Source organism: Thauera phenylacetica B4P, assembly GCF_000310225.1.
GTDB classification, from domain to species: Bacteria; Pseudomonadota; Gammaproteobacteria; order Burkholderiales; family Rhodocyclaceae; genus Thauera; species Thauera phenylacetica.
Window position 1 is genome coordinate 1 of sequence record NZ_AMXF01000024.1, and the last position, 18394, is coordinate 18394.

16 protein-coding genes are annotated in these 18394 nt (G+C 68.9%); 4 read left to right on the forward strand and 12 right to left on the reverse strand.

Annotated elements, in window-relative coordinates; all coding sequences use genetic code 11:
- Positions 1-237 precede the first annotated feature (237 nt).
- From paaK to C667_RS05645, 9 genes are all read right to left on the reverse strand, one after another.
- Positions 238-1554: a phenylacetate--CoA ligase PaaK gene (gene paaK, locus C667_RS05605; RefSeq protein WP_004358369.1), complete on the reverse strand. Its 1317-nt coding sequence runs from the start codon at positions 1552-1554 to the stop codon at positions 238-240.
- Positions 1544-2899 (reverse strand): NADH-dependent phenylglyoxylate dehydrogenase subunit beta, encoded by a 1356-nt coding sequence (gene padI / locus C667_RS05610; protein WP_004358370.1) that lies wholly within the window; start codon positions 2897-2899, stop codon positions 1544-1546. Before padI ends, paaK begins: the two co-directional genes overlap by 11 nt.
- A gap of 10 nt (positions 2900-2909) precedes the next feature.
- Positions 2910-4166 (reverse strand): NADH-dependent phenylglyoxylate dehydrogenase subunit epsilon, encoded by a 1257-nt coding sequence (gene padH, locus C667_RS05615; RefSeq protein WP_004358371.1) that lies wholly within the window; start codon positions 4164-4166, stop codon positions 2910-2912.
- Between the two features lie 24 nt (positions 4167-4190).
- Positions 4191-5447 carry an NADH-dependent phenylglyoxylate dehydrogenase subunit alpha gene (gene padG / locus C667_RS05620; protein WP_004358372.1) on the reverse strand — a complete coding sequence of 419 codons (1257 nt, stop codon included), beginning with the start codon at positions 5445-5447 and terminating at the stop codon, positions 4191-4193.
- Entirely contained in the window at positions 5444-5746 is a 303-nt protein-coding gene (padF, locus tag C667_RS05625; RefSeq protein ID WP_004358373.1) for an NADH-dependent phenylglyoxylate dehydrogenase subunit delta, read from the reverse strand. The genes padG and padF overlap by 4 nt, the downstream gene beginning before the upstream one ends.
- On the reverse strand, positions 5743-6315 hold the full coding sequence (gene padE / locus C667_RS05630; RefSeq protein WP_004358374.1) for an NADH-dependent phenylglyoxylate dehydrogenase subunit gamma: 573 nt from the start codon (positions 6313-6315) through the stop codon (positions 5743-5745). The genes padF and padE overlap by 4 nt, the downstream gene beginning before the upstream one ends.
- Positions 6316-6380: 65 nt before the next feature.
- Positions 6381-7262: a DmsC/YnfH family molybdoenzyme membrane anchor subunit gene (locus C667_RS05635; RefSeq protein ID WP_039920848.1), complete on the reverse strand. Its 882-nt coding sequence runs from the start codon at positions 7260-7262 to the stop codon at positions 6381-6383.
- Positions 7259-7909 carry a 4Fe-4S dicluster domain-containing protein gene (locus C667_RS05640; protein ID WP_004358377.1) on the reverse strand — a complete coding sequence of 217 codons (651 nt, stop codon included), beginning with the start codon at positions 7907-7909 and terminating at the stop codon, positions 7259-7261. Before C667_RS05640 ends, C667_RS05635 begins: the two co-directional genes overlap by 4 nt.
- Positions 7906-10647, reverse strand: coding sequence for a molybdopterin-dependent oxidoreductase (locus C667_RS05645; protein WP_004358378.1), 2742 nt, complete (start codon positions 10645-10647; stop codon positions 7906-7908). Before C667_RS05645 ends, C667_RS05640 begins: the two co-directional genes overlap by 4 nt.
- 373 nt (positions 10648-11020) lie before the next feature.
- Here C667_RS05645 and C667_RS05650 point away from each other — a divergent pair, with 373 nt between their 5' ends.
- Positions 11021-11674, forward strand: coding sequence for a CBS and ACT domain-containing protein (locus C667_RS05650; protein WP_004358379.1), 654 nt, complete (start codon positions 11021-11023; stop codon positions 11672-11674).
- Between the two features lie 238 nt (positions 11675-11912).
- Here C667_RS05650 and C667_RS05655 read toward each other — a convergent pair whose 3' ends face one another.
- The 3 genes from C667_RS05655 to C667_RS05665 are packed head-to-tail and all read right to left on the reverse strand — an operon-like array spanning position 11913 to position 15009.
- Complete coding sequence (locus tag C667_RS05655; protein WP_004358380.1) at positions 11913-12452, reverse strand: ferritin-like domain-containing protein; 540 nt, start codon at positions 12450-12452, stop codon at positions 11913-11915.
- A complete protein-coding gene (locus C667_RS05660) occupies positions 12449-13288 on the reverse strand; it encodes a 2-oxoacid:ferredoxin oxidoreductase subunit beta (protein WP_004358381.1) in 840 nt (279 codons plus the stop codon). The genes C667_RS05655 and C667_RS05660 overlap by 4 nt, the downstream gene beginning before the upstream one ends.
- Before the next feature lie 2 nt (positions 13289-13290).
- Positions 13291-15009: a 2-oxoacid:acceptor oxidoreductase subunit alpha gene (locus C667_RS05665; RefSeq protein ID WP_083881275.1), complete on the reverse strand. Its 1719-nt coding sequence runs from the start codon at positions 15007-15009 to the stop codon at positions 13291-13293.
- Between the two features lie 354 nt (positions 15010-15363).
- Between C667_RS05665 and had the strand changes: the two genes are divergently transcribed.
- The 3 genes from had to C667_RS05680 are packed head-to-tail and all read left to right on the forward strand — an operon-like array spanning position 15364 to position 18394.
- Complete coding sequence (gene had, locus C667_RS05670; RefSeq protein WP_004358383.1) at positions 15364-16431, forward strand: 6-hydroxycyclohex-1-ene-1-carbonyl-CoA dehydrogenase; 1068 nt, start codon at positions 15364-15366, stop codon at positions 16429-16431.
- A gap of 53 nt (positions 16432-16484) precedes the next feature.
- Positions 16485-17618: a 6-oxocyclohex-1-ene-1-carbonyl-CoA hydratase gene (gene oah, locus C667_RS05675; protein WP_004358384.1), complete on the forward strand. Its 1134-nt coding sequence runs from the start codon at positions 16485-16487 to the stop codon at positions 17616-17618.
- Positions 17618-18394, forward strand: coding sequence for a cyclohexa-1,5-dienecarbonyl-CoA hydratase (locus C667_RS05680; protein ID WP_004358386.1), 777 nt, complete (start codon positions 17618-17620; stop codon positions 18392-18394). The genes oah and C667_RS05680 overlap by 1 nt, the downstream gene beginning before the upstream one ends.

An 18394-nucleotide genomic window follows, 5' to 3' on the forward strand; every position in this document is an offset into this window, starting at 1 on the left:
GGTGGCGGTGTGCAGCTCGGCGGCGGCGAGCAGGCGGGCGAGCTCGCCGGCGTCGAGCGTCGCGCGCCCGGCTGTGCGCGCCGTGTGGTAGAGCCGCGCGGCTTCGCCTGCCGCAGGGCTGGCGGCGTGGCTTCGGACTTCGGTCATCGGGTGTCTCCGTCTTCGTTCTTGTAGTGAGGGCCGGGGAGGCCCGGCAGGTGGCCCGGTGCCGGGATCCCGTCCCGGCACCGGGCGATCTCAGGCCTCGCTGGCGACGCGCTCGCGGCGGTCGATCACGCGCTTGGCCTTGCCGACCTGAGTGCGCTCGATGCTGTCTGGCTCGAGGATCTCGATCTCGGCGCTGATGCCGACGAAGCTCTTGATCGCGTGCCGGACTTCCTCGCCGATCTGCCGGCGCAGGCCCTGGCCAATGTGGTCGGCGAGCTCGGGGCGCAGCTCGACGCGCACGGTGAGCTGGTCTAGGTGGCCTTCTCGGGTGAGCACGAGCTGGTAGTGCCCGCACAGCTTGTCGTGGCGCAGCAGCACCTCCTCGATCTGGGTCGGGAAGACGTTCACTCCGCGGATGATCAGCATGTCGTCGCTGCGCCCGGTGATCTTGTCGATGCGCCGCATCGCGCAGCCGGTGCCGGGCAGCAGGCGGGTGAGGTCGCGGGTGCGATAGCGGATCACCGGCATCGCCTCCTTGGTGAGCGAGGTGAACACCAGCTCGCCACGCTCGCCGTCGGGCAGCACCTCGCCGGTGACCGGGTCGATGATCTCGGGGTAGAAGTGGTCTTCCCAGATGTGCGGGCCGTCCTTGTGGCCGACGAACTCGCAGGCCACGCCCGGGCCCATGACCTCGGACAGGCCATACACGTCGATCGCGTCGATGCCCAGCATGCGCTCGATCTCGGTGCGCATCTGGTTGGTCCACGGCTCGGCGCCGAACATGCCCAGCCGCAGCGTCGTCGCGGAGGGGTCGAGCCCCATGCGCTGCATCGTGTCGGCCAGGGTCAACATGTAGGACGGCGTGGCCATGATCACCGTGGGGCCGAACTCCTGGATGAGCTGGATCTGCTTCTCGGTGTTGCCGCCGCCCATCGGGATCACCGTGGCGCCGAGCGCCTCGCCGCCGTAGTGCGCACCGAGGCCGCCGGTGAAGAGCCCGTAGCCGTAGGAGTTGAGGATGATGTCCTCGCAACTCGCGCCGGCCACGCGCAGCGAGCGCGCCATGACCGCGGCCCAGCGCTCGATGTCGCCCTTGGTGTAGCCGACCACGGTGGGACGGCCGGTGGTGCCGGACGAGGCGTGCACACGCACCACCTGGGACATCGGCACCGCGAAGAGGCCGTAGGGGTAGTTGTCGCGCAGATCCTGCTTGGCGGTGAAGGGGAACCTTGCCAGGTCGGCCAGGCTCTCCAGGTCGGACGGCCGTACACCGGCGGCCTCGAAGGCGTGGCGGTAGTGCGGCACGTTGTCGTAGGCGTGCTGCAGCGACCAGCGCATGCGCTCGAGCTGCAGCGCCTGCAGCTCGGCGCGGCTCATCCGCTCGGGGGCGGGCTTCTCATTGCTCATCGGCCTGCTCCGCGATCTTGCGTACGAAGCGCAGGTTCTCCGTGACCTTCTTCTGGATGTGCTCGACCTGCTCCGGGCTGAGGTGGCGGAAGCGCCCCATCGCCTCGAGGTAGTCGGTGACCGGCAGGGGCTTGTCCACCGGGCGGGTGAAGTGCAGCCCGCTCTCGGGGGTGTATTCCCACAGGGTGACGAAGTTCGACTCCACCGCCTTGCGTGCGACCTCGATGTTGAGCGCGCTCTGGAAGCGCCAGCCGGTGGTGCAGGGCGAATACACGTGCAGGTAGGCGAAACCGCGCTCGGAGGCGGCGAGCGCCTTGTCGAGCTTGTCGTAGAGATCTTCCATGTAGGCGGTCGACGCGGTGGCGACGTATTCGCAGCGGTGGTTGATCATGATCATCGGCAGGTTCTTGGCGTCCTGCGACTTGCCGCGGGTGTGCTCACCGACCGGGGTGGTCGAGGTCCATGCGCCGTAGGGCGTGCAGCTCGAGCGCTGCATGCCGGTGTTCATGTAGCCCTCGTTGTCGACCACCATGAAGAGGATGCGTTCGCCGCGCTCGGCCGCGCCCGAGAGCGACTGGAAGCCGACGTCCGAGGCGCCGCCGTCGCCGGCGATCGCCATCGCGGTGACCTTGCGGCCGACGCGCTCGTACTGGCGCTTGACCCCGGCGAGCATCGCCGCGGTGTTGGTGAGCAGCGGGTGGAAGACCGGCACCTTGGTGCCGGTGGTGCCGTTGAATCCCACCGAGCCCATGCCGGGGACGCAGCCCGGCGGGGTGGCGAGCACGGTGTCGGGGCCGACGCGGCGCAGCGCGTGGCGCATCAGCAGCTCGGTGTTGCAGCCCTGGCAGCCAGCCAGGCCGGGGGCGAACAGGTCTTCCCAGCTGCCGACCTCGTTGTAGATGCGCGCGGTGGTGACGTGGCGCAGCGCGCCGGTGGGGCAGGCGGGCACGCAGGCCGGCTTGCCCTCGCAGGTGTCGCACTTGCTGACGCGGCCGCTGTGCTCGTCGAGCGCGATGCCGGCGTAGGTGCAGCCGATGGTGCACAGCAGGCAGTCGACGCACTTCGAGGCGTCCCAGTCGATGACGCCGGTGGCGCCGTTCTTGCCGAGCGCGCCCGCCGGGCAGACGGTGGCGCACTTGGGGTCGGCGCACTGGCGGCACAGCGCGAGCTCGAACTCGCCCGGGCGCGGCGGCTCGATGCTGGCGCCGCCGCTGCGCACGATCTGGATCAGCGAGCGGGTGGTGTCGGTCGAGTCGAACTTGACGCTCGCGCACGCCGTCATGCATTTGCCGCAGCCGTCGCACTTGGCGGGGTCGAAGGCGATGGTGGAGTAGGCTTGTCCCATGATCTTCCCCTTAGCGCCAGAGCTGCGACATGAGCTCGCGGCCGGTGGCGAGCGGCTGTGCGAAGAAGCGTTCGCGCAGCGGCCCGAGATCGGTGCGGCGGAGGATGAGCTGGGCCATCACGCCGGCATCGAAGAATTCGTTGACCCCGAAGATGCCGGTCAGGCGCTCGTCGCGGTCGAACACCGCGCGCAGGTAGCGTCCGCTCGCGGCGTCGAAGCGCACCTGCGCGCGTCCGCCCTCGGGTACCGCGGCGCTGCCCACCGAGATCGCGTGGCGGCCGAAGAAGTGGTAGGTATTGAGCGGCACGCCGCCCGGGTAGGGCTTGATGCCCGGATCGCCCGCCATCGCCATGCCGGCGATGCGGCCCTGCACGGTGGCGTCGGGCAGGATGGCGTTCATCACCGGGGTGCCGGTGAAGAAGCCGCGCGCCTGCGCACAGTCGCCGGCGGCCCAGACGTCCTCGACGCTGGTGCGCATGCTGTCGTCGACCAGGATGCCGCGCTCGGTGGCGACGCCGCTGCCGTCGAGGTAGCCGAGCTCGGGACGCACGCCGACCGCGACCAGCAGCAGGTCGGCCGGGATGGTGTCGCCGTTGTCGAGCTGCAGGGTCGCGCCTTTCGGCCCGGGCTCGAGGCCGACCACGCGGTGGCCGGTGCGGATCTTCGCGCCGTTGCCGAGGAAGGCCTGCTCGATCATGCCGGCGGCGACCTCGTCGAAGTAGCCGGAGGTGAGCTGCTTGCTCATCTCGACGATGGTGACGCTGGCCCCGGCCTTGACCAGGTTTTCGGCGGCGTGCATGCCGACCAGGCCCGCGCCGAGCACGACCGCGTTCTTCGAGCCGGCCATCGCGGCGCGCAGCCGGGTGGCGTCGTCGAGCGTGCGCAGCACGTGGTAGTCGACGCGGTCGATGCCGGAGATGGGCGGCACGACCGGGCTGGCGCCGGTGGCGAGCAGCAGCTTGCGGTAGCCGATGGTGCTGCCGTCGGCCAGGCGCGCCTGGTGCGCCGCGGGGTCGAGGCCGGCGAGCGCGCAGCCGCTGCGGTAGTCGACCTTGTTGAGCGTGAAGAACGCGTCGTCGCGCAGATAGACGCGCTCGGGCGTCGAGCGCCCGGAGACGACGTAGGGCAGCACGGTGGGCGAGTAGGGGCGATGCGGGTCGCGGGTGACGACGGTGATGGAGCCTTCGCCGTCGTGCATGCGGATCGCGTTGATCGCCTCGAGCGCGGCGTGGCTGCTGCCGGCGATCAGGTAGTCGGTGGTGTGCATGGTGGTTTCCTCTGTCCCTGGCGCTCAGTCTTTCGCGTTCAGCCACACCGGCTCGTCGGCGGCCGGCCGCTCGAGCAGGGCGCGGGTCTCGGCGATGACGCGGTGGAAGGTGGCGACGGTGAGGTCGGCGCCGGCGAGGCCGCCGATGAAGCTCTGTGCGGGCAGCTGGCGACCGAGGCGGTAGAGCACGCCGAGCGTCTCCTGGAACATCGGCCCGCAGTTCCAGCGGAAGTTGACCGAGCGGTCGACCACGCCGAGCGCGCGCACGTCGCGCAGCGCATGCTTGAGCGCCTCGACCGGAAAGGGGCTGAAGGTCTTGATCTTGATGAGGCCGACCTTCTCGCCGGCCGCACGCGCCTCGTCGATCGCGTCCTTGGCGGCGCCGGTCATGCTGCCCAGGGTCATGATCGCGTACTCGGCGTCGTCGAGCCGGTACTCCTCGACCAGCGGGGCGAAGCGGTGGCTGTCGCCGAAGCGGCGCGCCCAGTCCTCGTGCAGCTCGGTGATCACGCGCAGGGCGTTCTTCATGCCGGCGCACTGGCCGCGGCGGTAGCGCACGAAGGTCTCCGGGCCGGTGCCACCCGAGCCGCCGGTGAGCGGGTCGACCGCCATCGGGCGCAGCGGGTCGAGGGCGACGTGCCAGTTGACGTCCTTGCGCCCCATGAAGTCGTCCACCTCGGCCTGGTCGGGCATCTCGACGCGCGAGGCGCCGTAGGACAGGTAGTTGCCGTCGAGGCAGACGTTGACCGGCAGCATGACGTCGTGGTGCTCGGCGAGGCGGAAGGCCATCACCGTGGTGTCGAGCACCTCCTGCACGGTCTCGCAGTAGATCTGGATCCAGCCCGCCTCGCGCACCGTCATCGCGTCCTGGTGGCCGCCCCACACCGACTGCGGCGTGATGCCGTCGCGGGTGACGATGGTCATCACCATCGGCAGGCGCATGCCCGAGGTGCGGAAATAGGGCTCGAACATGAAGGCGAGGCCCGGGCCGCAGGTCGCGGTGTAGGTGCGCCCCCCGGCGAGCGCGCTGCCCTGCAGCACCGAGAGCACCGAGTGCTCGCCCTCGGCGTCGACGATGTCGGCGTCCATGCCGCCGTCGGCGATGAGCTTGGCGAGCTTCTCGACCAGCGAGGTCTGCGGCGTGATCGGATACACCGCGACCATGTCGGGGCGGGCGAGCGCGACGCCGAGCGCGGCGGCCTCGTTGCCCTCGACCAGCATCAGCTGCGGGGTGCGCTCCGCGACGGCGGGCGCCGCGGCTTCGGTCGTGGTGGTGTTCATTGCGCCTCCGGGACCATGATGATCGCCCGCTGTGGGCACTCGTGCGCGCAGATGCCGCAGCCCTTGCAGGTCTTCAGATTGAAGTCGAACCACGCTGCGTGCTCTTCGACGCACTGCACCGGGCAGTACAGCCAGCACACCGCGCACTTGACGCACTTGTCGCGATCCACCACCGGGCGGAAGCTGCGCCAGTCGCCGGGCAGCATCGGGGTGAGCTCGGTGGCGACCGGACAGAGGTCTTCCGGCACGCCGTGCTGCTTGAGGTGCCAGGCGGGATAGTGGGTATGTCGCTCGCTCATGCTGTGATCCTCCGTTCGAGGGTGTGCACCGTCGTCTCCTCGTAGCCGCGCTCGAGGGCGGTGAGGTTCTGCGCGAGGCCGGCGTGGCGGAAATCCGACTGCTCGATCACCTTCTTGAGCGCCGCCAGCGAGACCTGGCCGGTGGTGCGGGCGAAGGCGCCGAGCATCAGGGTGTTGGTGATCGGGCGGCCGAAGATCTCGGTGGCGATGCGCACCGCGTCGCACAGGCCGACCGTGCCGACCGTGTCGGCGACCGCGACCTCCTCGAGTGGGCGCGAGGTCGCCTGCACCATCGCCCCGCCGGGCTTGAGGCCGGCGAAGATGTCGACCGTGCGCGCGAGGGTGGGATCGACGCAGATGATGCAGTCCGGCGTGTAGATGTTGGTGAGCTGGCGGATGGGCGCTTCGCTCGCGCGGATGAAGGACACCACCGGCGCGCCGCGACGCTCGAAGCCGAAGGCGGGGATGGAGACGGCGTACTTGCCGTCGAACACGAGTGCGGTCGCGAGCAGCTGGGCTGCAAGCACCGCGCCCTGCCCGCCACGACCATGAATCCTGACCTCGTACATGCGCTTTGCTCCTGATGTCGGCGGCGGTCCGCAGTGGTCCGGCGCCGCGGGGTGGAGGGAGGGGTTCAGTTCCAGCCCGGCTTGACGCCGGGGTGCGAGTAGCCGGGGGTGCGCGCCGGCACGTGCTGCAGCGCAAAGCCCTGGGTGTAGGCGATGCGGGTGATGAGCGCGAGCTTGAACAGCCAGCCGCTGGCGGCGACCGCGATGCCTGCGAGGGCGAGCAGCGCGGTGCCGAAGCTGCCGCCGGCCACGAGCGCGAGCACCAGCACGGCCGCCGGCAGATAGTGGCCGAGGAGGTGGAAGCGGCGGTCGGTCTCGCGCAGCGCGCGCAGGGTCTGCAGCGGTGCGTTGTTCGGGCGGGCGAGGTGGGCGGCGTAGCGTCGCGACAGCCAGAAGCGCAGCACGACCAGCACCAGCAGCGGGAAGGCGAACTCGGCTCCGGGCGAGCCTGCGAGCAGCGGCGAGAGCAGCGCGAGCATGCCCGCGCCTTCGGCCAGCCCCGTGACGATGATCAGCGGCAGCAGCGCCGGCTCGCGCCAGGCCGGGATGCCGCGCGCCGCCTTCAGGATGCGCGCCTGGCAGTACAGGAAGCCGATGCCGATCAGCGCGGCCAGCCAGGCGAAGAGCAGCGAGCCGCTGAGCAGCGCGACGAGGCCGCACAGGAACAGCGGCCCGGCGACGATCGCCTCGCGCGTCATCCACGAGGTGCGCGCATGGAAGAAGACGTTGAGCGCGCGCAGCGGGCGACCGATCTCCATCCACACGCAGAACAACCCGACGCCGATGAAGGCGAGCGCGAGGAAGAGCGGCAGGCCGGTCGCGGTGCCGTGGCCGCTGGCCGCGATCGCGGTCCATAGCAGCAGGCCGGCGCCGGTGCCGCCGCCGATGAAGTTGCCCGCGGCACGCTCGTCCCAAAAGGGCTGCAGTTCAGGTTCCACGCCTCTCATTGCTTTTTCTCCCAGAGATAGAAGAAGCCGGGGCCGGTGCCGAGCTCCTCGTGCATACGGAAATGCTCGTTCTCGCGCAGCAGGCGCGAGACCTTGCTGTCGGGGGCCTCGATGTCGCCGAAGGTGAGCGCGTTGGCGATGCAGGCGTTGGCGCAGGCCGGGGTGGCGTCGGGATCGACGCCGGGCACGAGGCCGTGGGCGTGGCCGTAGTCGATGCGGTCGACGCAGAAGGTGCACTTGGTGGCCACCCCGATCCGCGTCGGGTCGGCGCGCTGGGTCTCGTTGGCCATCTTGCGATCGCCATAGGCCGGGATGTCGCGGGTGACCTTGTAGCGCGCGTTGTAAGGACAGGCGACCGAGCAGTAGGCACAGCCGATACAGAGGTCGTAGTCGATGGTGACCAGCCCGTCGGCGCGCTTCTTGGTGGCGGTGGTGGGACACACCGTCTCGCAGGGTGGCTCGTCGCAGTGCTGGCAGCCGACCGGAACGAAGGTGCGGGTGACATCGGGGAATTCCCCTGCCTCGACGTCGAGCACCCAGCGCCATTGCACCCCCGGCGGGGTGGCGTTGGTGTGCTTGCAGGCGGCGGTACAGGTCTGGCAGCCGACGCAGCGGCGCAGGTCGACCACCATGGCGTAGCGGGTCATTGGGCACCTCCGATGCGCTTGATCGACACCGGCACGATGTCTGCGGCCGAGCCGGTGGCGTCGGTCAGGTCCATCAGCATCGGCACGAGGGCGTTCATGCTGGGGACGTTGAAGTCCTTTGCGTAGGGGGTGATCCAGTGGTCGAACTGGCCGACCATGAGCAGGGTGTCGGGACGGATGCCCTGGCGCAGCACCACGTGGCCGCGCGTCTCGCGCAGCGGCGAGCGCACCTCGACGAGGTCACCGTCCTCGATGCCCAGCTTGCGGGCGGCGGCCGGGTTCATGATCACGCCGCGGTGTCCCTTCACGTTGTCGGCGACCTCGTGCACCATCTGCAGGCTGACGTTTCCGCCCCACATATATTGCATGCTGCGCGCGGTGAGCAGCCAGAACGGGAAGTCCTCGTCGCGTCCGCCCAGGTTGGAGATCACCGCGTGCTTGATCAGGTGGGAGAAGTCGTGGAACTCGGGCAGTGGACGGTACTCGGTGAGTTGGCGGTCCCACCAGTCGATGCCGGATTCGTGCAGGCGGCGGCCGAGCTCCTCGCCGATGCGGGAGATGCGTTCCTGGTAGGGCATCTCGAAGCGCAGGCCCTGGTCCACCAGGTGGGGGTAGAGGTACCACTGCAGGCGCGGGTACTCGATGGTGCGGAAGCCGTGCTCCTTCCACCACTCCAGGCCATGATCCTCGGCACCCTCGGTGAGCTCGGCGCTGGCGGCGCGGCAGCTGGCGTCCCAGATCTCCTCGACGCCATAGGCGCGGTCGGGCTGCAGCGAGAAGTCGTAGTTGGGCCCCTTCAGCGGCACGCCGGCGGCGCCGCGGCTGATCGCCTTGTTGTAGGTCTCGAGGATGCCGGAGCGGCGGGCGAGCTCGGTGCTGATCCAGGTGAAATCGCGCGTGTCGCCCTGTGGCGAGACCACCGGCTGGCGCAGCGCGAAGCCCTGGTGATCCCAGAACTGCTCGACGTACTTGGTGCCGCCGATGCGCAGCATCTGCAGGCCTTCGAGGTCGGTGCGGTCGGGCAGCAGGATGTCGGCGAAGTGGTTGGTCTCGTCGTGGGTGTAGCTGAAGGCGACGACGAAGGGGAACTTCGCCACCGCTTCGGCGACCTGCGGCGTATCCCAGAACGAGATCACCGGGTTGGTGCGGTAGAAGAACCAGACGTCGGGCTGGGTCGGCTCGGGGAAGCTCTCGAAGCCGTGGCGTTGCTGCATCCAGGCCAGATGGGTGGGGCCGAGCGCGGCGCTCCAGGCCGAGTTGGCCACCAGCGGCACCAGGGTGCGGTTGGCGTTGCGGATCTGCGGGCGCGCGATCCAGTTTTCCTTGTCGGTCGGGTTGAACGGGTAGTCCATGAACCCGTCGACGCCCGGCTTGGCGCTGCTCTGGCGGTCGTTGGCCGGGCGGTTCAGGCGTACCGCGGTGCCGATGGTGCCGCCGGGCACGTCGAGCGCGCCGACCAGGCAGGCCATCAGGGTGCGTGCCCAGCAGCAGTCGTAGCCGCCCCAGCCGTTGTTCACCGTCTTGCCGAGCGTGACCGCCACCGGGCGGAAGGGCAGGCTGCGGCCCTCGATCTCGATCGTGGCGCCGATCTCGGCGTGGTCGAGGTATTCGTTGGCGACGCGGCGGATGGTCGCTGCCGGGACGTCGCAGATGCCCTGCGCCCACTCGGGCGTGAACGTGCGCTCGTGGTCGAGCAGCTTGCCGAAGGCACTGCGCACCGCGATGGCCTCGTGGGTGACGAGCTCTTCGTCGGGCAGGACCTCGAGGCCGGAGGCGACGAAGTCGCCGTCGAGCGCCGGGTCGATGCCGGGGGTGTCGAAGACCACGGCCTTGCCGGCCTTCAGGTCCCAAACCAGGGGCTTGCGGGTGTCGGGGTCGCGCAGGTAGAAGCCGTTCGGCGCCACCAGGTAGGGCGATGCCGTCCGGTGCTTGAGGAAGTCGATGTCCAGCCGGCTGCGCGCGTTCTCGAACAGCATCACGTGGATCAGCGCGTGCATGCAGGCGGCGTCGGTCTTGGGCTTGATCGGCACCCACTCGGCGGAGCAGCCGCCGGTGACGGACAGGTGCGGCTCGAACTGCACGCGCTTGACGCCCTGCTCGACGCGCGCGGCGGCGTGGCGCCAGACGCCGCACACGCCGCCCGAGGCCTCGATGTTGCTGCCGAAGGACAGGATGTACTTGGTGCGCGGCGTGTCGGGACAGACGATGAAGGCGCGGTGCCACAACTCGCCGTAGAGATGCTCGGAGTGGTAGCACTTGACGCCCTGGCCGCTGCCGAAGCTCATGTCCACCGGCCCCCACGCGGCGAGGAAGGCGGGGAAGGTGCCCATGTAGGCGGTGGGGGTCCCGCCGCCGCCGAAGCTGGCGGCGACCCGCGGATAGCCCGAGGCGTCGAGCAGGCCGGTCTCGCGGATTCCGCGCAGCTTCGCGGCGATGGTGTCGAGCGCCTCGTCCCAGGAGATCGGCACGAAGCCCGGGTCCTCGTGGCGCCCCTTCTTCGGGTTGGTGCGCTTCATCGGCTGCAGGACGCGGTTCGGGTTGTAGATCTTCTGCACGAGGCCGAAGGCCTTCACGCAGACCCGGCCCGCTGCAGGATGTACGTGCTCGGCGTCGAAGTTGGGTTCGACGGCGGTGGCTACGCCATCCTCGACCTTGACCTTGAGCAGGTCCGGTCCGGCTACGCATTGGTAGCAGTAGGTAGCGACCTTCGTCGTGGCCTGGGGGTTGCTGACGGTCATCGAGTGTCTCCTCCGGTGGCATGCGGGTGAGGCTGAGGCCACCCGATCCCCTTTTTGGCTTATGGGAGGAATTCTAGATTCTATGACTGACTGGTCGGTTGATATTTGTCAAAGGATCACGTTGACGTGAACGGAAGTTTTTTGTGTAGAGTTAACGTTCACGTAAACGATTGGTTGCTGCTTGGCGTCCGGCCTTTCCGATACACTGCGCTCCAGCCGCCGATCCGGTGCCTCGAAGTGCGTGGCGGAGCGGGCTTCCGCAGCCGTGCGTCGCCAGCGGCCTGCCGTCGCCCTTCGTCGCTATCTGCTTTCCCGGTTTCCCGCTGTTTAGTGCTGTTTCCCCGCTGTTTACCTCTTCCAACTGGAGTGACCCATGTTCGTCGAAAACATCATGACCCGGGAGGTGTTGCATGTCGCTCCGGAAGCCTCGTTCTCGCAGGTTTCCGAGATCATGCGACTGAAGAAGGTGCGTCACGTGCCGGTGATCGACCAGGACCGCAAGGTGCTGGGGATCATCTCGCACCGCGACGTGCAGCGTGCCCAGCCTTCCATGATCACGACGCTCGACGTCGGCGAGGTGAAGTACCTGCTGTCCAAGATCACCGCGGCGGACATCATGCACAAGTCGGTGGTGAGCTGCTCGCCGCGCACGCAGATCGAGGAGGCCGCGCGCATGATGCGGCCGAAGAAGCTGGGCTGCCTCACCGTGGTGGACGACGCCGGTCGCCTGGTGGGCATCGTCACCAGCGTGGACCTGCTCGACTTCTTCCTCGACATCACCGGCTGCTGGGTCGAGGGCGCGACGCGGATCACCGTCAAGCTGGCGGATCGCGCTGGCCAGCTCGCCGCGCTGCTCGCCTCGGTCAATGCACAGGGCGGTTACATCGTCTCGGTGGTGTCGCCGCGCACGCCGCAGTCCGAGGGCCTGCGCACCGCGACCATCCGCTTCGAGGCGAAGGATGCCGGTGCGGTGGTGCAGGGCCTGCGCGAGGCGGGATACGAGCTGAGCGTCGATCAGACGGCGTGAGATGTGAGGCGTGAGGCGTCAGGCGTGAGGAGTGAAAACCGCTCCTCCTGACGCCTCGTCGCATCCGGTTGCGGTGTCGTCGGTCGGCCGCGGCTCGAGCGTTTTTGCGTGAGGCCTTCCTTCTTTCCCGATGCCGGAGCCTTTTGCCTGACCCTCTCCAAAAAACGATGCGCGCGCTGGCTTCCCAGCGCGCGCATCGTTTCTGGCGCCTGACGCCTTACTCCTGGCGCCTTACTCCTTACCCCTGGAGCGAGGGCGGGTCCGGGTCCTCGTTCCAGCCCTTGGGCGGCGGCTGGAAGCGGGCGAGCCAGCCCTCGAGCAGGGTGACGTGTTCGCGTTCGGTCTCGCACAGCTCGGCGGCGAGCTTGCGGATGTCCTCGCGATCCGATTGGGCGACGAGGTGGTCGTAGAAGTCCACCCCGCGACGCTCGGCCTCGAGCGCCATGGCGATCGCGTGGTAGGGGTGCATCATGTAATGCAGGCCTTCGGCCGACACCGACGGCGCCTCCGGGCTCTCGGGGGCCTCCCAGGAGTACTCCCACGGTGCGATGTGGGGCAGGGTGTGGCCTTCGCTGATGTCGTTCACGTTGTCGACGTGCAGCTTCTCGATCTCCGCCAGCTTGCGGAAGAGCGCGGCGACGTCGCGGTTGTTGTGGGTCTCCATCTGGTCGGCGAGCGACTCGTAGCGCTCGACCGCCTCGACTTCCATCGCCAGCGCGTGCGCCAGCAGGTGCTCGACCGACTGGATGCCGGTGTCCTGCGGATCGGGTTTGTTCATAACACGAACTCCTTCTCGAGATCTGCAACGGAATCGACGCTCGCCTGCCGCTCGGGCTGGAAGGGCTTGCGACTTCCGCGATACAGTACGCCGACGTTGAAGCCGTCGTCGGTCATCAGGCGGCGCGCGGCGCGCGCGGGGTCGTCGGTCGGGTCGACCGCGGCGGGGTGAACCATGTCCTTCCAGTCGCGCTGCTCGGGGCGGAAGGTGACGCAGGGGCTGAGCAACTGCACGAAGGAGAAGCCGGGGTGGCGGATCGCCTCGGTGATGAGCTGCGCGGTGCCGTTCTGGTCGCCGGAGAAGCCGCGGGCGATGAAGTTCGCGCCCGCGGCGAGCGCGATCACCAGCGGGTGGAAGGGGTTGATGCCGGTGCCCTGGGGGGTGAGCTTGCTCTTCTCCCAGTCGGGCGCGGTGGTCGGCGAGGCCTGGCCCTTGGTCATGCCGTAGACCTCGTTGTCCATGACGATGTAGGTCATGTCGACGTTGCGCCGGCAGGCGTGCATGAAGTGATTGCCGCCGATCGAGAAGCCGTCGCCGTCGCCGCCCGAGGCGATCACGGTGAGCTCGGGGCGGGACACCTTGATGCCGGTGGCGATCGGCAGCGCGCGGCCATGCACGCCGTGGAAGCCGAACACGTTGGTGTAGGCGGGCAGACGCGAGGAGCAGCCGATGCCGGACACGAGGGCGACGCTCTCGGGCGGGATCGACAGCTCGGCCAGGGCCTTGGTGATCGAGCCCAGCACCGAGTAGTCGCCGCAGCCCGGACACCAGACGGGCTTGACCTCGGACTTGTAGTCGCGCGCGGAATAGCTCGGGCAGGTGGATGTGGCTTCCATGTTCAGCTCCAGTCGGCCAGTTGGCGGAAGATTTCGTTCGGACGGATCGGCAGCGGGCCGGGCCGGTGGAAGGCGCGCACGCTCCCCGGGAGGTCGTAGTGCGCGCGCAGGTAGCGGTGGAACTGGGCGCCGTGGCTCTGTTCAACGACGAGCACGCGCGCCACGCCTTCGAGCGCGGCCGCGAGTTGTTCCGGACGCACCGGCGAGATCAGGCGGATTGACACCAGGCGGGCACGGCCGCCGCTGGCGCGGAAGCGCTCGAGCGCCTCGCGCACCGGACCGGTGGTCGAGCCCCAGGTCAGCACCGCGATGTCGCCGTCGCCCTCGATGTCCGCCCAGTGCTGGCCGTAGTCATGCACGGCGAGCTTGCGCAGGCGCTTGTCGAGCTGGGCGCTGTGGTCGGCGGCGGCGCTGGACGGGGTGCCGTACTCGTTGTGCTCGAGGCCGTCGGCGGTGTACTGGTAGCCCTTCATGCCCGGCACGGCCATCGGCGAGACGCCCGACGCGGTGTTGGTGTAGCGACGGTAGCGTTCGGCCGCCTCGCCCTCCGGCATCAGGCGGATCGCGCGGAAGCCCGGGTCGGCGGGCGGCGCGATCGTCGCCCGGCTCTGCCCCAGGGACTGGTCGGAGAGCACGATCGCGGCGGTCTGCAGGCTGTCGGCGAGGTGGACCGCCCACTGGGTGGAGAACGCGCAGTCGGCGAGCGAGTTGGGCGCCACCACGAGGTGCGGGGCGTCGCCGTGCAGGCCGTAGAGCGCGATGTTGAGGTCGCTCTGCTCGGACTTGACCGGGATCCCGGTGGAGGGGCCGCCGCGCATCACGTTGACCACGGTGATCGGGGTCTCCGAGGCGACTGCGAGGCCGAGCGATTCGGTCATCAGCGCGAGGCCGGGGCCGGAGGTTGCGGTCAGCGAGGGCACGCCGGCATAGGAGGCGCCGATGATCTGGTTGATCGAGGCGAGCTCGTCCTCGGCCTGCACCAGCACGCCACCGAGCTTGGCGAGGTTGGGTGCGAGCCACTCCAGCACCTCGGTGCCCGGGGTGATCGGGTAGGCGGCGACGAAGCGGATGCCGCCGCGCACCGCGCCGAGGCCGGCGGCCTCGTTGCCGGTGATGCTCCACAGGCGCTCGCTCTGGCCTTCGGCAGCGGCCAGGCGGGGGCAGGCAGGCAGCCCGGCGGCGAAGGCCATGCCGGCACGTACCGAAGCCTCGCTGGCGGTGCGCGCGGCCTCTCCCTTCTTGGCGAGCGAGTCGCGCACCACGCCGAGCACCGCGTCCTCGGGCAGGCCCACCAGCCCGGCGACGGCGCCGAGCGCGATCATGTTCGGCCGCCCGCCCTCGATCTCCTTGGCCATCTTCTTGAACGGGATGTCGGCACGGCGCGCGCCCTTGGCGCCGATCTGCTCGGGGAACTCGCCGCCGTCGGGGTCGCCGAGCACCAGGCCGTCCGAGGTCATCGGGATCTCGGCGGAGAAGCGCCCGACGTTCTGCCAGTCGATCGCGACCAGCACGTCGAAGCGGTCGTCGTGCGACTGCACCGGCGACGTCGACAGACGCATCATCGCGGCGGCCTCGCCACCACGGATCTGCGCCCCGGACGAGCGCGTCATATAGGCATACCAGCCGGCGCGGCCGGCGGCGTCCAGCAGCATGTTGCCTGCGGTCATCACCCCCGCGCCGCCGCTGCCGGCAAATGTTATTGAAACCGATCGGGCTGTCATCCTCGTTCTCCAGTGTGCGACTGCGGACCGGCGCGTGCCGGGACGGTCATGTTCGGGGCCCCTTGTGTGCGGGACCCATGCGAACGTCGATCCCGGTGGGCTGGGTGCGACGCTTGCCGGAGGTTTGCGGATCCAGGCAGACCACATTCCGCCGACCCCCGATGCGATTGAGTTTACGTTGACGCAAACGTCAATCTGTTGACATTGGTCAACTGGCCTCCTGCTCGGCTGGTTTAACTTTCATCCAACGCAGCGGCAGGGGATGAAATCCTGTCCATCAATAAGCGATTTAAGTTGACGCGAACGTAAACGTAAAATACGCAGCCTCGAAGCTGCAGCAAATGGAGGACGCAGATGAGCACCAAACCGTATCGCTGGATGATGGTGGAGCCGGGTCGACCGATGGTCCGCACCGAGTTCGAGATCGGCGAACTGGCCGCTGACCAGGTGGTGGTCGAGGTCGCCGGCTGCGGCGTCTGCCACACCGACCTCGGCTACTACTACGACGGCGTGCGCACCAACCAGCCGCTGCCGCTCGCGCTCGGTCACGAGATCAGTGGTCGGGTGGTGAATGCGGGCAGCGCGGCGGGGCAGTGGGTCGGCCGCGCGGTGATCGTGCCGGCGGTGATGCCTTGCGGCACCTGCGAGCTCTGCACCTCGGGACACGGCACGATCTGCCGCGCCCAGGTGATGCCCGGCAACGACATCCAGGGCGGCTTCGCCTCCCACATCGTGGTGCCGGCACGCGGCCTGTGCGCGGTCGATGAGCAGCGTCTCGCCGCCGCCGGCCTGCAACTCGCCGACGTCTCGGTGGTGGCAGACGCGGTCACCACGCCCTATCAGGCGGTGACGCAGGCGGGCGTCGAGCCCGGCGACGTCGCGATCGTGATCGGCGTCGGCGGTGTCGGCGGCTATGCGGTGCAGATCGCCAATGCCTTCGGCGCGAGCGTGGTGGCGATCGACGTCGATCCGGCCAAGCTCGAGCTGATGTCGAAATACGGCGCTGCGCTGACGCTCAATGCCCGCGAGGTGACCGGTCGCGACCTCAAGAAGGCGATCGAGGCGCACGCCAAGGCCAACGGCCTGCGCACCACGCGCTGGAAGATCTTCGAGTGCTCGGGCAGCGGCGCCGGACAGACCAACGCGTACAGCCTGATCAACCACGGCGCCACGCTCGCGGTGGTCGGCTTCACGATGGACAAGGTCGAGGTCCGCCTCTCCAACCTGATGGCCTTCCACGCCCGCGCGCTCGGCAACTGGGGCTGCCTGCCCGAGTACTACCCGCCTGCGCTCGACCTGGTCCTCGACGGCCGCATCAACCTCGCCAACTTCGTCGAGCGCCACCCGCTGGCGCAGATCAACGAGGTCTTCGAGGCGGCCCACGCCCACAAGCTGACCCGGCGCGCGATCCTGACCCCCTGATTCCCGCATCCCCTTCCAGACCGACAAGAGAGCAGACAGAGGAGCCCTACGAGATGAAAGAGACGACGCAACGCGTGATTGACCAGACCGCCCCCAAGCACTTGGTCGACCACAACCTGGTGCCCGAGGCCGTGGTGCCGGGCGTGATCTATGAGAAGCGCCCCGCGCGCAACCTGAAGGGCGAGGTCGTGCCCGGCCTCTACAACGCCTGGATCTGGCTGGACAACCCCACGCAGTACAACTCCTATACCACCGACATGACGAAGGGCTTGATCCTCGCCTTCCGCGCCGCGTCCTGCGCCCGCGACGTCGCCACGGTGGTGTTCACCGCGGTCGGCGACAAGGCCTTCTGCACCGGCGGTAACACCAAGGAGTACGCCGAGTACTACGCCGGCAACCCGCAGGAATACCGCCAGTACATGCGTCTCTTCAACGACATGGTGTCGGCGATCCTGGGGTGCGACAAGCCGGTGGTGTGCCGCGTCAATGGCATGCGCATCGGCGGCGGCCAGGAGATCGGCATGGCGGCGGACTTCACCGTCGCCCAGGACCTCGCCAACTTCGGCCAGGCCGGACCCAAGCACGGCTCGGCCGCGATCGGCGGCGCCACCGACTTCCTGCCGGTGATGATCGGCTGCGAGCAGGCCATGGTGTCGGGCACGCTGTGCGAGCCCTTCTCGGCGCACAAGGCCTACCGCCTCGGCATCGCCTCGCAGATCGTCCCGGCGCTCAAGGTCGACGGCAAGTTCGTCGCCAACCCGCTGGTGATCACCGACCGCTACCTCGACGAGTTCGGCCGCATCATCCACGGCGAGTTCAAGACCGGCGACGAGCTGGCCGCCGGCAAGGAAGTGCTCAAGCGCGGCGAGATCGATCTCTCCCTGCTCGACGAGGCGGTCGAGAAGCTGTGCGCCAAGCTCATCTCCACCTTCCCCGAGTGCCTGACCAAGAGCTTCGAGGAACTGCGCAAGCCCAAGCTCGACGCCTGGAACCGCAACAAGGAAAACAGCCGCGCCTGGCTCGCGCTCAACATGATGAACGAGGCCCGCACCGGCTTCCGCGCCTTCAACGAGGGCACCAAGGAGACCGGCCGCGAGATCGAGTTCACCGACCTGCGCCAGGCGCTGGCCGTCGGTACGCCCTGGACGCCCGAGCTGATCGAAAGCCTGATGCCGGGGGCGAAGTGATGGGCGAGGCGACCTCTCCGCTCAAGGCCTGGCTGGAGCGCGACGGCGGGCTGCTCCGCCTGCGCCTGGCGCGGCCCAAGGCGAACATCGTCGATGCCGCGATGATCGGCGCGTTGCTGGAGGCGCTCGGCGCCCACCTGGCCTCGCCGACGCTGCGCGCGGTGCTGCTCGACGCCGAGGGTCCGCACTTCAGCTTCGGCGCCAGCGTCGATGAACACATGCCCGACCAGTGCGCGCAGATGCTGAAGACCCTGCATGCGCTGGTGCGGCAGATGCTCGACAGCCCGGTGCCGATCCTGGTTGCGATCCGCGGCCAGTGCCTCGGTGGCGGCCTGGAGGTGGCGGCGGCGGGCAACCTGCTTTTCGTCGCGCCGGATGCGCGCCTCGGCCAGCCGGAGATCCGCCTGGGCGTGTTCGCCCCCGCGGCCTCCTGCCTGCTGCCGCCGCGCGTCGGGCAGTCGCGTGCCGAGGAGCTGCTGTTCTCGGGACGCAGCATCGACGGCGCCGAGGCGTTCCGCATCGGCCTGGCCGACGTGCTCGCCGACGACCCCGAGGCGGCCGCGCTGAAGTGGTACGACGAACATCTTGCTGCGTCGAGCGCCAGCTCGCTGCGTTTCGCGGTGCGTGCCGCGCGCTGCGACCACGTGCCGGCGATCAAGCAAAAACTGGAAACCGTGGAGGCCATGTATCTCGAGGAGCTGATGGCCAGCCACGATGCGGTGGAAGGTCTACGGGCCTTTCTTGAGAAGCGTTCTGCAAACTGGGAGAACCGTTGA

Coding starts and splice junctions, on each gene's coding strand:
- padG (WP_004358372.1), bottom strand. CDS start 5,447: ATGAACACCACCACGACCGAAGCCGCGGCGCCCGCCGTCGCGGAGCGC.
- padH (WP_004358371.1), bottom strand. CDS start 4,166: ATGCACACCACCGACTACCTGATCGCCGGCAGCAGCCACGCCGCGCTC.
- C667_RS05645 (WP_004358378.1), bottom strand. CDS start 10,647: ATGACCGTCAGCAACCCCCAGGCCACGACGAAGGTCGCTACCTACTGC.
- oah (WP_004358384.1), top strand. CDS start 16,485: ATGAAAGAGACGACGCAACGCGTGATTGACCAGACCGCCCCCAAGCAC.
- paaK (WP_004358369.1), bottom strand. CDS start 1,554: ATGAGCAATGAGAAGCCCGCCCCCGAGCGGATGAGCCGCGCCGAGCTG.
- C667_RS05665 (WP_083881275.1), bottom strand. CDS start 15,009: ATGACAGCCCGATCGGTTTCAATAACATTTGCCGGCAGCGGCGGCGCG.
- C667_RS05660 (WP_004358381.1), bottom strand. CDS start 13,288: ATGGAAGCCACATCCACCTGCCCGAGCTATTCCGCGCGCGACTACAAG.
- C667_RS05635 (WP_039920848.1), bottom strand. CDS start 7,262: ATGAGAGGCGTGGAACCTGAACTGCAGCCCTTTTGGGACGAGCGTGCC.
- padE (WP_004358374.1), bottom strand. CDS start 6,315: ATGTACGAGGTCAGGATTCATGGTCGTGGCGGGCAGGGCGCGGTGCTT.
- padF (WP_004358373.1), bottom strand. CDS start 5,746: ATGAGCGAGCGACATACCCACTATCCCGCCTGGCACCTCAAGCAGCAC.
- C667_RS05640 (WP_004358377.1), bottom strand. CDS start 7,909: ATGACCCGCTACGCCATGGTGGTCGACCTGCGCCGCTGCGTCGGCTGC.
- had (WP_004358383.1), top strand. CDS start 15,364: ATGAGCACCAAACCGTATCGCTGGATGATGGTGGAGCCGGGTCGACCG.
- C667_RS05655 (WP_004358380.1), bottom strand. CDS start 12,452: ATGAACAAACCCGATCCGCAGGACACCGGCATCCAGTCGGTCGAGCAC.
- padI (WP_004358370.1), bottom strand. CDS start 2,899: ATGGGACAAGCCTACTCCACCATCGCCTTCGACCCCGCCAAGTGCGAC.
- C667_RS05650 (WP_004358379.1), top strand. CDS start 11,021: ATGTTCGTCGAAAACATCATGACCCGGGAGGTGTTGCATGTCGCTCCG.
- C667_RS05680 (WP_004358386.1), top strand. CDS start 17,618: ATGGGCGAGGCGACCTCTCCGCTCAAGGCCTGGCTGGAGCGCGACGGC.